Origin of the sequence: Shinella zoogloeoides (assembly GCF_022682305.1) — a bacterium.
Taxonomy (GTDB): Bacteria; Pseudomonadota; Alphaproteobacteria; order Rhizobiales; family Rhizobiaceae; genus Shinella; species Shinella zoogloeoides_B.
In genome coordinates this window covers 2,908,803-2,921,294 of record NZ_CP093528.1, presented here as the reverse complement: position 1 = coordinate 2,921,294, position 12,492 = coordinate 2,908,803, and the positions used below count along the sequence as shown (strand labels likewise).

The 12,492-nt window shown below is 63.3% G+C and carries 10 protein-coding genes and 1 tRNA gene; 7 read left to right on the top strand and 4 right to left on the bottom strand.

The features are described 5' to 3' along the window. The first annotated feature begins 109 nt into the window (after positions 1 to 109). From MOE34_RS14560 to MOE34_RS14550, 3 genes are all read left to right on the top strand, one after another. Positions 110 to 952, top strand: a complete 843-nt coding sequence (locus tag MOE34_RS14560) for a hypothetical protein (protein ID WP_242217950.1) — start codon at positions 110 to 112, stop codon at positions 950 to 952. After that, positions 949 to 1,212 carry a hypothetical protein gene (locus MOE34_RS14555; RefSeq protein WP_242217948.1) on the top strand — a complete coding sequence of 88 codons (264 nt, stop codon included), beginning with the start codon at positions 949 to 951 and terminating at the stop codon, positions 1,210 to 1,212. The genes MOE34_RS14560 and MOE34_RS14555 overlap by 4 nt, the downstream gene beginning before the upstream one ends. Before the next feature lie 102 nt (positions 1,213 to 1,314). Then, a complete protein-coding gene (locus tag MOE34_RS14550) occupies positions 1,315 to 1,584 on the top strand; it encodes a hypothetical protein (protein WP_242217945.1) in 270 nt (89 codons plus the stop codon). Positions 1,585 to 1,681: 97 nt separating this feature from the next. Here the strand turns inward: MOE34_RS14550 and MOE34_RS14545 are convergent. Further along, positions 1,682 to 1,756, bottom strand: a tRNA-Val gene (locus tag MOE34_RS14545). Positions 1,757 to 1,850: 94 nt separating this feature from the next. Beyond that, positions 1,851 to 2,213, bottom strand: coding sequence for a response regulator CpdR1 (gene cpdR1 / locus MOE34_RS14540; protein WP_023512679.1), 363 nt, complete (start codon positions 2,211 to 2,213; stop codon positions 1,851 to 1,853). A gap of 192 nt (positions 2,214 to 2,405) precedes the next feature. On the opposite strand from cpdR1, the gene MOE34_RS14535 reads away from it, so the two are divergent. After that, the gene (locus tag MOE34_RS14535; protein WP_242217944.1) at positions 2,406 to 3,290 is read left to right on the top strand and encodes an N-formylglutamate amidohydrolase; all 885 of its coding nucleotides are present in this window, start codon (positions 2,406 to 2,408) and stop codon (positions 3,288 to 3,290) included. 256 nt (positions 3,291 to 3,546) lie between these two features. Beyond that, positions 3,547 to 4,320, top strand: coding sequence for a histidinol-phosphatase (hisN, locus tag MOE34_RS14530; protein ID WP_242217941.1), 774 nt, complete (start codon positions 3,547 to 3,549; stop codon positions 4,318 to 4,320). Between the two features lie 8 nt (positions 4,321 to 4,328). Here hisN and MOE34_RS14525 read toward each other — a convergent pair whose 3' ends face one another. Next, the gene (locus MOE34_RS14525; RefSeq protein WP_347342762.1) at positions 4,329 to 5,291 is read right to left on the bottom strand and encodes an alpha/beta hydrolase; all 963 of its coding nucleotides are present in this window, start codon (positions 5,289 to 5,291) and stop codon (positions 4,329 to 4,331) included. A 429-nt stretch (positions 5,292 to 5,720) separates the two neighbouring features. Between MOE34_RS14525 and MOE34_RS14520 the strand changes: the two genes are divergently transcribed. After that, positions 5,721 to 6,182 (top strand): Hsp20 family protein, encoded by a 462-nt coding sequence (locus tag MOE34_RS14520; protein WP_242217937.1) that lies wholly within the window; start codon positions 5,721 to 5,723, stop codon positions 6,180 to 6,182. A gap of 57 nt (positions 6,183 to 6,239) precedes the next feature. Here the strand turns inward: MOE34_RS14520 and MOE34_RS14515 are convergent, their stop codons facing one another. Further along, a complete protein-coding gene (locus MOE34_RS14515; protein ID WP_242217935.1) occupies positions 6,240 to 7,286 on the bottom strand; it encodes a threonine aldolase family protein in 1,047 nt (348 codons plus the stop codon). A gap of 481 nt (positions 7,287 to 7,767) precedes the next feature. Here MOE34_RS14515 and gltB point away from each other — a divergent pair, with 481 nt between their 5' ends. Further along, positions 7,768 to 12,492, top strand: a complete 4,725-nt coding sequence (gene gltB / locus MOE34_RS14510) for a glutamate synthase large subunit (protein ID WP_242217932.1) — start codon at positions 7,768 to 7,770, stop codon at positions 12,490 to 12,492.

The following is a 12,492-nucleotide window of genomic DNA, read 5'->3' as shown; positions in this document are numbered from 1 at the left end:
CTCGACCTCTCCAAAGGTTGGGCTTGGTTAGAAGCCGTCGCAGCGCTCCAACGCTCGGCGGCTTCGCTATTTCTAGCTGAATCAATCACTTTAGACAAGGAACGAACCTATGACGAACGTGCCAAAGGGTGCGGGCGACCGCTATTTCGTGTACAGACCCCTGCTCGACCTCATCGGCTTCACCGAGGGAACGGACAAGGGCCGCGGCTACAACGAAACCCTTGCCTACGGGAGGATGCTCGACGGCAAGGTGACGAATGGGAAGGGGCCGACGGTCGAGCTCGTCTCGATGACGCTCAAGGAGCTGGACGCGCTCCAAACGAAGATGCTGTCGGACCCCGACAATAAGAAGCTGAATTCGTCGGCGGCTGGCCGCTACCAGATAGTCAGGACGACCGCGCGTGCCATCCGCAAAGCTCTGCCCGATCGATACCCTATGACACGCAAGTTCGATGCTGATTGTCAGGATGAAATGGCCTGCTACCTTCTCGGCGTCCGCGGGATCGACAAGTATCTCGCCGGCCGTCTCAGCGAGGACGCGCTGATCGACAACCTTGCGCATGAGTGGGCCTCGCTGCCAAAGCTCGACGGCAAGGGCGCCTATGCTGGGCAGCACGCAGCCATCAGCGTGGATCGCCTCCGCAATTGCCTCTCAGAGATCAGGAACCGCCACGCCAAGGGCCAACCGGTGCGGGAGGTGGCCGTCGAGGTCGAAAAGCCAGTCGTCCCAGCGCAGGTTGAGAAAGAAGTGCGCCAGAAAACCAACTGGTTCACGTCGATTTTCTCCGGCACTGGCTTCCTTGGCGCCCTCGGTGCTTGGGCGGCCGGCGTCGACCCGGTCAAGCTTCTGATCATTGTCGCCGTGGTCATCGTCGCCGGCCTTGGCTTCCTGGCCCTTGGCGAGTGGATCATCAGCCGCATCAAATCTATCCAGCGAGCGATTGCCGCATGACCGGCCTCCTCGACGCCGCGAAACTGGCCGCTGGCGCGCTTCTCGGTGCGCTGGCCGTCTATGCCTACACGCAGGCAGTATCGCTGCCAGCGGCCCGTTCTGAGGGAAGGGCGCTGGAGCGTGCCGCCGCTGCGGCCGAAGCCATCTCTCGCATCCAAGAACTGGAGAAGAACAATGAAACCTTCCGCTCTCTATCGCCTCGTGATCGTTGCCTTGCTCTCATGCGGGATAGCCGGTTGCCAGACGCCGGCTGCGATTAACGGGAGCGGCTACCAGATGGTGCGCTTCTCCGACGCCCAGGCGGCCCGGCTGGCGGCAGATGATGCCACTGCTGGGCCGGCGATCCACTCGAACAACCGGCAATGCCAGCAGGACGCTGGGTGCAGGAAATGAAGCAAGAGGCGGAACCCGTAACCGCAATGGCAGAACTCCCGAAAGAGACGCGGGAATTCCTTGCCCGCCTTCGCCCAGACGATCTTGAAACCCTTGAAGACGGCGTGCGCCTGGTCAACGCGGTCAAGACGGTAGGAACCTTCTTCAAATGGGTGATAGTTGGCCTTCTCGGCTTCGCTGTCGGGACCGTGATGTTCTACGAGAGTATCGTGAAGATTTTGGGGTGGCTCAGATGGTAGGTTTGCTGAACCTGTAGGGAACTATGTATCGCAGCGGAGCGCATCACCTAAAAACGCGAAAGGCCCTGCGTTTGCAAGGCCTTATCGTGGTGTCGAATGGTGGGCGTGACAGGGATTGAACCTGTGACCCCTACGATGTCAACGTAGTGCTCTCCCGCTGAGCTACACGCCCGTTCGATGAGGGGCATAGACCACAAAACATCTGGCGGCGTCAATAGGCTTTTTCAGCTTTTTTTGCGCGCCGATTTCGCGGTCTTTTCCGGGCCTTAGGCGGCCAGCATCTTGTTGACCTCTTCCACGAGATCACGCAGGTGGAACGGCTTGGAGAGGACCTTGGCGTCCTTCGGGGCCTTGGAATCCGGGTTGAGCGCGACCGCGGCGAAGCCGGTGATGAACATCACCTTCAGGTCCGGGTCGAGCTCGGTGGCGCGGCGCGCCAGTTCGATGCCGTCCATCTCGGGCATCACGATGTCGGTGAGGAGAAGCGAGAAGGGTTCTTCGCGAAGCCGGTCGTAGGCACTGGCGCCGTTGTCGTAGGACAGCACCTGGTAGCCCGCCTTTTCGAGCGCCTTCACCAGGAAGCGGCGCATGTCGTTGTCGTCTTCGGCGAGGAGAATCTTGGGTGTCATGGAATTCGGGAACCGTTGCTGAAGGTTGTCTGCCCGCGGTCGGGCGGTTCTGTTACAAGAGCGTATTCCGGTAAATATCCGGTGAATGGGAGAGGGCAAGCCCCGATCCCTCCTTATCTGAGTATGGACACGCGCTAAACCCGCTGGCAACATGAAAGGCGCAATGACTTTCAGGCATGGTAAAGGATGGCGATGGCGGAGGCCTTGAGCGAAAACAGCGACTTCGAAGTGCTGGAGCCGATTTCGCAGAGCGTGCCCCTCGTCTTCAATTCGCCTCATAGCGGGCGGCGTTATCCACAGAGCTTTCTCGACGGGTCGCGTCTCGACGCGCTCGGCATCCGCCGGTCGGAAGACCATTACGTGGACGAGCTCTTCTCCGTCGCTCCCGCGCTCGGCGCGCCCATGCTGGTCGCGCATTTCCCGCGTGCCTGGCTCGATGTGAACCGCGAGCCTTACGAACTCGATCCGCGCATGTTCGACGGCCCGCTGCCGTCCTTCGCCAATGTCGGATCGATCCGCGTCGCCGGCGGACTCGGCACCATTCCGCGCGTCGTCGCGGAAAACATGGAGATCTACCGTCACCGCCTTCCAGTCGAGGCGGCGCTGGAGCGGATCGAGACGGTCTACAAGCCCTATCACGCGCGCCTGCGCCAGCTTGTCGTACGCACTCATGTCGCCTTCGGCCTGGCCGTGCTCGTCGACTGCCATTCCATGCCGGGCAATATTCGGGTTTCTGGGACGGGTGTCAGGCCGGATTTCATCATCGGCGACCGTTACGGCACCAGCGCCTCCGGCGAGCTTTCGCGCGTCGCCATGCGCCTTCTGGAGGACATGGGCTTTTCCGTGGTGCGCAACAAGCCCTATGCGGGCGGCTTCATCACCGAGCATTACGGCCGGCCGGCCAAGGGGCTGCATGCCCTGCAGATCGAGGTGAACCGCGGCCTCTACATCGATGAGGCGACGCTGGTGAAGCGGCCGGACTTCGCGGTGCTGCAGACGGCGATTTCCGCCTTCCTGCAGGATTTTTCCGACTATGTGGAAGAATATGCCGCCGACCGGGCGCTCGCCGCCGAATAGCCCGGCTTCCCGCCAAAAAAAACCGCGCTTGCGGCGCGGTCAAGTCTAGGGAGGAAACACCCATGGAGGGTATTTACAGTCACGAGTGACTGTGAGGAAAAGGTAATATTGCATCGCACAATTGTCAAGCGCATGTGCGAGATGAAATTGCGGTGCTTCCGGGAATCCCCGGCTCGGCCGGCCCCTCATTCCGGTTCCGTTTTGGCCGGCGATGCAGTAAGAGGGGCTTCGATGAAAACCTCTCCGAGAGATTGCCATGCTGCCTGACCGCGCCTTCTTCGACCTCCTTGCCGATGCGGCGAGGAAGGAAACCCTGCCGCGCTTCCGCGTCGGCGCCGACGTCGTCAACAAGGAGGCCGGCGGTTTCGATCCCGTGACGGAAGGTGACCGGGCGGCGGAGGCGGCGATCCGCGCGCTGATCGAGCGGCATTTCCCCGAACACGGCATTCTCGGCGAAGAACACGGCTCGGTCGGCCTCGACCGGGAATATGTCTGGGTCATCGACCCGATCGACGGCACGCGCGCCTTCATTTCCGGTGTTCCTGTCTGGGGCACGCTGATCGGCCTCTACCGCAACGGCAAGGCCGTCATGGGGCTTGTCGACCAGCCCTTCACGGGAGAGCGTTATTTCGCCGACGGCGAGGTATCCCGCTATGCCGGGCCGGACGGCGGCAAGGTGCTGTCGACGCGGGCGTGCAACGGCCTGTCGGACGCCATCATGTTCACGACCTCGCCGCATCTCTTCACCGAAAGCCGCAAGACCCGCTTCGAGGCGGTGCAGGACAAGGTGCGGCTCTTCCGCTACGGCGTCGATTGCTACGCCTATGCGCTGCTGGCGGCCGGCCATGTCGATCTCGTCGTGGAATGCGGGCTGAAGCCCTACGATGTCGGCGGCCTCATCCCGGTCATCGAGCAGGCGGGCGGCATCATCACCGCCTGGGATGGCGGTCCGGCGGAAATGGGCGGCGAGATCATCGCGGCCGGCAGCCGCAAGGTCTATAACGAGGCGATGGCGCTGCTCGGCGCCTGAGCCGCGCTTCAGGCGCCGAGGCCGGTTTCCTCGGCGTCGCTGCCCGGAATGAAGGCATCGATGGCCGCCATCGCCTGCGCGCGGTAGCGGTCCGCCTCCTGGAAAAGCTCGTGGCGCGCGCCGTCGATCTCGATGAGGCGTGCGGCGCGGAAGATGCGGGCAAGGTCGCCGATGGCCTTGCGCGGCACGAGTACGTCTGCCGTCGGGCAGAGCAGCAGCGTGGGAATGCGGATCCGTGTCAGGTGATCCTGATGCGTTACGCGCGCGATGGCGCGAAGCGTCTCGTTTAGCCAGCGCGCGCTCGGCCAGCCGATCGAAAGCTCGGGATGCGCCGTATAGATGGCGGCGTTGCGGGCGAAGCGGCGCTCATCGGAACTCACCACATTGCGGGCGAAATCGAAGGACGGCTCGCTCCTGCGGAAGGTGCGGTTGCCAAGGCCGGTCATGGAGGCGAGACGCGCAATGATGGCGATCCGGCGCTGGCTCATCGACTGGCCGCCGAGGGCGACGAAGGGCGCGGCCAGCACCATGCGCTCGATGCGGTTTTCCAGGAACGGTGCCTGGGAGAGGGCGACGAGCGCGCCGGTCGAATGGGCGACGATGAAGAAGGGCAGGCGCGCGTCGGGCAGCACGATCCTTTCGAGGAAGAGCGAGAGGTCGGCCTCGTAGTCGGCAAAGCGGGCGACATGGCCGGTATGGCTTCCGCTAATGAGGCGGCCCGAGCCGGCCTGGCCGCGCCAGTCGAAGGTCGCCACCCACAGGCCCCGCGCCGTCAGGTCGTTGATCGTCTCGTAATATTTCTCGATGCACTCGCTGCGGCCCTGCAGCAGCACCACCGTGCCCTTGGCCTCGCGCTCCCGGGACCGGAACACGGCGTAGCGGATTTTCACGCCGCCGCTGCCTTCCAGGAAACCGGCGAAATGATTTTCCGGAACGGGATTGTCTGGGGTGGCGTAGAGGATGGAATCCATCGGACGGGCACGGTTTCTCATGTGACGTTCGATGGATAGGCGCTCCCATCCGGGCCGTCAAAGAAAAAAGCCGGATGCATGCGGCACGGGGGTGGCTCACATGCAGTCCGGCGCAATTTGACCGTGGCGGAAGGGACGTTGCACCCCGGTCGTCGAAAGTTGTTGCTTCCGATGTCGTGGTTCTAGCAAGGCCAAGCTGAACGCTGTCCGAAGCGGACGTTCATTTGCCGTTCATGTCGGAATTTTTCTCGGCCATGCGATCTTGAACCGCCGAAATGGCGTTCCCATCTCATCGTCACGGGCGCCGCAAGGGTCCGTCGAGGCTGCCGTCGCCAGAAAGGGGCGGAGGCCGGATGAACCGGGCCGCTCCTTTGGAAATCAGGGGCAGCTCTTTGAAAGATCGCAACCGTTGCTCTGAAGGAGGACACCATGCGTCACGTCGATTTCTCCCCCCTCTACCGTTCCACCGTCGGCTTCGACCGTCTCTTCACCATGCTCGACAGCCTCGGCCAGCCTGACCAGGCCCAGAGCTATCCGCCCTACAACATCGAGCGCACCGGCGAAAACACCTATCGCATCACCATGGCGGTAGCCGGTTTCGACGAAAGCGAACTGTCTATCGAAGCGCGCGAACATGCGCTGACGGTCAAGGGCGAGAAGAAGGACGAAGCGTCCGAGGAAAGCCAGTATCTCTACCGCGGCATTGCCAAGCGCGCCTTCGAGCGCCGCTTCCAGCTCGCCGATCATGTGGAAGTGCGCGCCGCTTCGCTGAAGAACGGCCTTCTCCACATCGATCTTCTTCGCGAGATCCCGGAAGCCGCTAAACCGCGCCGTATCGAGATTGCGGCTGTCGCACGCGAAGCCAAGCAGATCGAAGCGCAGACCAACTAAGCGTTTCGCGCGGGAATGAAGAGGGCGGTGCCGCAAGGCGCCGCCTTTTTTGTTGCCTCAAAGCGCCGAAAGGAACCCGTCGACATCCGCTGGCGTCGTGGCGAAGCTGGTGACGAGGCGGATGAGGGTTTCGTCATCCTGCATGGTCGCCTGCAGGTCCGGGCCGGGGTGCCAGTCGTAGAAGGTGGCGCCCTTTTCCCTCAAGGCCTTCAAGGCGTCGTTGCGCAGGATGGCGAAGAGTTCGTTCGAGCCGGTCGGCCAGGCGAGGCGGCCTTTGCCGGAGGCGGCGAAGCCTTCGGCGAGGCGGCCTGCCATGGCGTTGGAGTGGCGGGCGAGGTCGAGCCAGAGGCCGTCCCGGAAATAGGCGTCGAACTGGGCGGCGATGAAGCGGGACTTGGAGAAGAGCTGGGCGGAGCGCTTGCGCAGGTAATGCATCTGCCGCGCCTTCGACGGGTCGAAGAGCACGAGAGCCTCGGCGCACCAGCAGCCGTTCTTCGTGCCGCCGAAGGAGAGGATGTCGACGCCGCGCTTCCAGGTCATGTCTGCGGGCGTCGCGCTTATATGGACGAGGGCGTTGGCGAAGCGTGCGCCGTCCATGTGCAGCGGCAGGCCGGCCTTCTTCGCCACGTCGGAGAGGGCGGAGATTTCATCCAGCGTATAGGCGGTGCCGGCTTCCGTTGCCTGGGTGATGGTGACGGCCATCGGCTGGCCGCCATGCACGAAATCCGGCGGGAAACGGTTGATCGCTGCGGCAAGGTCCTCGGGCGAGAGTTTGCCCGCCGGGCCGTCGATGGGAACCAGCTTGGATCCGGTCGCGAAGAATTCGGGCGCGTTGCACTCGTCGACGTTCACATGCGCCTCGCGGTGGCAGAAGACCTGCCCGCCCGGCCGGTTGAAGCTGGCGAGGGCCAGCGAATTGGCCGCCGTGCCCGTGCCGACGAAGAAGACGGCGACGTCGCGCTCGAAAATCTCGGAAAATGTCTTTTCCACACGCTTGTCGAGGTCACCCGTACCATAGGCCGAGGTGAAGCCACCGGCGGCGTCCACGAGACTCTTGGCAATGTCAGGATGGGCGCCTGCCCAGTTGTCTGAAGCGAAAAACATGCGATTTCCAGTGCGAATGAGGGCCGGGAAGGACCATAATGGAGAAAAATCGGCGATCAATCGCCGGTTTCGGCCGAAATGCCCGTTTTTCCCGAAAATGAAAGGAACGCAAACAAAGCGCCGAAGGCCCGTAATTTAATTTCAACCTGTCGATGGCGTGGGCAATTTTTCTTCATGAGGTGGTGATTATTTGGCATGATGGCCTTGCGGGGTGGGGGTGTTTCTGGCATAGAGCATCTGAAATAGGACAGCGTTACTGTCCTATTTCGGTCAGGAGACCGAAGAGGCGCCGTCCCGATAGAGGAGGGGCGCCGGTAACGGCGCCGGGTGGAACGTGTTCCACAAACCCGCCGCCCCGACGGTTCCGATGATCCACCGGATCGGCCGTCGTTTTACGGTCGCATCAGGTTCATGCAACAGGCGACGCTCCGCGAGGGGCGGACGGAATCCCCGCACGATGCCGGGCCAACAGGAGGAAACGATGGTGGTGAAGACTCAAGCACATGATTTGCGGCAGACCCGGGCGCAGACGACTGCGACGGGCGCCAAAACGCGCGCTTCCACACCGGGCCTGCCGAAAAAACAAGGACTCTATGATCCGCGCAATGAGCACGATGCCTGCGGCGTCGGCTTCGTGGCGCATCTGAAAGGCAAGAAGTCGCACCAGATCGTCAAGGACGGGCTCTTCATGCTCGAGAACCTGACGCATCGCGGCGCCGTCGGCGCAGATCCGCTGATGGGTGACGGTGCAGGCATTCTCGTACAGATTCCGGACCGCTTCTTCCGCGAGGAGATGGCAAAGCAGGGCATCACGCTGCCGAAGGCAGGCGAATATGCCGTCGGCCACATCTTCATGCCGCAGGACGAGAAGCTGGTCGATTACTTCAAGAAGGTGATCGCCGACGTCGTCGCCGAAGAGGGCCAGGTCCTCATCGGCTTCCGCGATGTGCCGGTCGACAATTCCTCGCTCTCCAAGGCCCCCGAAATCGCCGCCACCGAGCCGCGCCATGTGCAGGTCTTCGTCGGCGCCGGCCGCGATGCCGCGACGAACGGCGAGTTCGAACGCCGGCTCTTCACGCTGCGCAAGGTGATCTCCAACCGCATCTATGATGAGTATGAGGGCGAAGAGAGCAACTTCTACCCCGTCTCGCTCTCCTCGACGACCATCGTCTACAAGGGCATGTTCCTCGCCTACCAGGTGGGCGCCTATTATAAGGACCTTGCCGATCCGCGCTTCGAATCGGCCGTCGCCCTCGTGCACCAGCGCTTCTCGACCAACACCTTCCCCTCGTGGAAGCTGGCGCATCCCTACCGCATGGTCGCCCATAACGGCGAGATCAACACGCTGCGCGGCAACGTCAACTGGATGGCGGCCCGTCAGGCGTCCGTCTCCTCGCCGCTCTTCGGCGACGACATCACCAAGCTCTGGCCGATCTCCTACGAGGGCCAGTCGGACACGGCCTGTTTCGACAACGCGCTCGAATTCCTCGTGCGCGGCGGCTACTCCATGGCCCATGCGGTCATGATGCTGATCCCCGAGGCCTGGGCCGGCAACCAGCTGATGAGCCCGGAGCGCAAGGCATTCTACGAATACCACGCCGCGCTGATGGAGCCATGGGACGGTCCTGCCGCCGTCGCCTTCACCGATGGCCGCCAGATCGGCGCAACGCTCGACCGCAACGGTCTGCGTCCGGCCCGCTACCTCGTCACGGACGATGACCGCGTGATCCTGGCCTCCGAAGCCGGCACGCTGCCGGTCAAGGAAGAGAGCATCATCAAGAAGTGGCGTCTCCAGCCCGGCAAGATGCTGCTCATCGACATGGAAGAGGGCCGTATCATCTCCGACGAGGAGGTGAAGTCCGCGCTTGCCGAAAAGCACCCCTATCGCGACTGGCTGGACAACACCCAGATCATCCTTGAGGACCTCGGCCCGGTCGAGCCGCGCGCGCTTCGCCGCGACGTGTCGCTGCGCGACCGCCAGCAGGCCTTCGGCTATACGCAGGAGGATACCAGGCTCCTGATGTCGCCGATGGCGACGACGGGGCAGGAGGCGATCGGCTCCATGGGCACGGACACGCCGATCTCGGCCATGTCCGACAAGACCAAGCTGCTCTACACCTATTTCAAGCAGAACTTCGCGCAGGTGACGAACCCGCCCATCGACCCGATCCGCGAGGAACTGGTCATGAGCCTCGTCTCCTTCATCGGCCCGCGTCCGAACATCCTCGATCATGGCGGCGCGGCCAAGGCCAAGCGCATGGAAGTGCGCCAGCCGATCCTGACCAACGGCGATCTGGAGAAGATTCGCTCCATCGGCCATGTCGAAGATCGCTTCGATACCAAGACGCTCGACTTCACCTATGATGTCTCGCGCGGTGCGGACGGCATGCTGGAAATGCTCGACCGGCTCTGCGAGCGCGCCGAGCAGGCCGTCACCTCCGGCTACAACATCATCGTGCTCTCCGACCGCCAGATCGGGCCGGACCGCGTGGCGATCCCGGCGCTGCTGGCGACCGCCGCTGTGCACCATCACCTGATCCGCAAGGGTCTGCGCACCTCGGTCGGCCTCGTCGTGGAGACCGGCGAGCCGCGTGAAGTGCACCACTTCTGCCTTCTCGCCGGCTACGGCGCAGAAGCGATCAACCCGTATCTGGCCTTCGACACGCTCACCGACATGCACAAGCGCGGCGAGTTCCCGAAGGAGGTCGATGCGGAAGAGGTGGTCTATCGCTACATCAAGGCGATCGGGAAGGGCATCCTGAAGGTCATGTCCAAGATGGGCATCTCGACCTACCAGTCCTATTGCGGCGCGCAGATCTTCGATGCCATCGGCCTCTCCTCCGAGCTGACGGACAAGTATTTCTTCGGCACGGCGACGACCATCGAGGGCATCGGTCTCGACGAGATCGCGCAGGAGACCTTCAACCGTCACAAGGCCGCCTTCGGCCGCGATCCGCTGCTCGCCAACACGCTGGATATCGGCGGCGAATATGCCTATCGCATGCGCGGCGAGGAACATGCCTGGACGCCAGACGTGATCGCGTCGCTGCAGCATGCGGTGCGCGGCAATGCGGCCGACCGCTACAAGGAGTTTGCCGAGCTGGTGAACGCCTCGTCGCTGCGCATGAACACGATCCGCGGTCTCTTCTCGATCAAGGGGGCGGATGCGCTCGGCCGCAAGCCGATCTCCGTCGACGAGGTCGAATCGGCGGCCGATATCGTCAAGCGCTTCTCGACGGGGGCCATGTCCTTCGGCTCGATCAGCCGCGAAGCGCATACGACGCTCGCCGTCGCCATGAACCGGATCGGCGGCAAGTCGAACACCGGCGAGGGCGGCGAGGAAGCCGACCGCTACATGCCGCTGCCTGACGGCTCGATGAACCCGGAGCGCTCGGCGATCAAGCAGATCGCGTCCGGCCGCTTCGGCGTGACCACCGAGTATCTGGTCAATGCGGACATGCTGCAGATCAAGGTCGCGCAGGGCGCCAAGCCCGGCGAGGGTGGTCAGTTGCCGGGCCACAAGGTGGATGCGACGGTCGCCAAGACCCGTCACTCCACGCCGGGCGTCGGCCTCATTTCGCCGCCGCCGCACCACGATATCTATTCCATCGAGGATCTGGCGCAGCTCATCTACGACCTGAAGAACGTCAACCCGGAAGCCGATATCTCGGTCAAGCTCGTCTCGGAAGTCGGCGTCGGCACGGTTGCCGCCGGCGTTGCCAAGGCGCGCGCGGACCATATCACCATTGCCGGCTTCGACGGCGGCACGGGCGCGTCGCCGCTCACCTCGCTGAAGCATGCCGGTAGCCCCTGGGAAATCGGGCTTGCCGAGACGCACCAGACGCTGGTGCTCAACAAGCTGCGCTCGCGCATCGCCCTTCAGGTCGACGGCGGCCTCAAGACCGGCCGCGACGTCGTCATCGGCGCGCTGCTCGGCGCGGACGAGTTCGGCTTCGCCACCGCGCCCCTGATTGCGGCCGGCTGCATCATGATGCGCAAGTGCCACCTCAACACCTGTCCGGTGGGGGTTGCGACGCAGGACCCGGTTCTGCGCAAGCGCTTCAAGGGCACGCCCGAGCACGTCATCAACTACTTCTTCTTCGTTGCCGAAGAGGTGCGCGAAATCCTGGCCTCGCTCGGCGTGCGTTCGCTGAACGAGATCATCGGCGCCTCCGAACTCCTCGAAAAGGAGAAGATGATCTCGCACTGGAAGGCCAATGGTCTCGACTTCTCCCGCATCTTCCACAAGGTCGATGCACCGAAGGAGGCGACCTACTGGACCGAGCGGCAGAACCATCCGATCCAGGATATCCTCGACCGCAAGCTGATCGAGCAGGCGAAGCCCGCCCTGGAAGCCAAGACGCCCGTCGCCTTCGAGGTCGATATCAAGAACGTCGACCGCTCGGCCGGCGCGATGCTTTCCGGCGAGGTGGCCAAGCGCTACGGCTTCAAGGGCCTGAAGGACGACACGATCTCCGTGACGCTCAACGGCACGGCAGGCCAGTCCTTCGGCGCGTTCCTTGCCCGCGGCATCACCTTCGATCTGGTGGGCGCCGGCAACGACTATGTCGGCAAGGGTCTTTCGGGCGGCCGCATCGTCGTGCGTCCCCCGGCCGGCAACCGCGCGGTGCCGCATGAATCGATCATCGTCGGCAACACGGTGCTCTACGGCGCGATCTCGGGCGAGTGCTACTTCAACGGCGTTGCCGGCGAACGCTTCGCCGTGCGCAACTCCGGTGCCGTCGCGGTCGTCGAGGGCGTGGGCGACCATGGCTGCGAATACATGACCGGCGGCGTCGTCGTCGTCATCGGCCAGACCGGCCGCAACTTCGCGGCCGGCATGTCCGGGGGCGTCGCCTATGTGCTGGATGAGGAGGGCGATTTCGCCCGCCGCTGCAACATGGCGATGGTCGAGCTGGAGCCGGTGCCGGAAGAGGACGACATGCTGGAGAAGCTGCATCACCACGGCGGCGACCTCATGCACAAGGGCATGGTCGACGTGTCCGACGACATGACGCGTCACGACGAGGAGCGGCTTTATCAGCTCGTCTCGAACCACCTGCACTATACGGGCTCGCCGCGGGCCAAGGAGATCCTCGACAAATGGGCCGAGTATCGTCCGAAATTCCGCAAGGTGATGCCGGTCGAGTATCGCCGCGCGCTCGAAGAGATGGAGCGCATGAGGATGGGGATCGCTGCCGAGTGA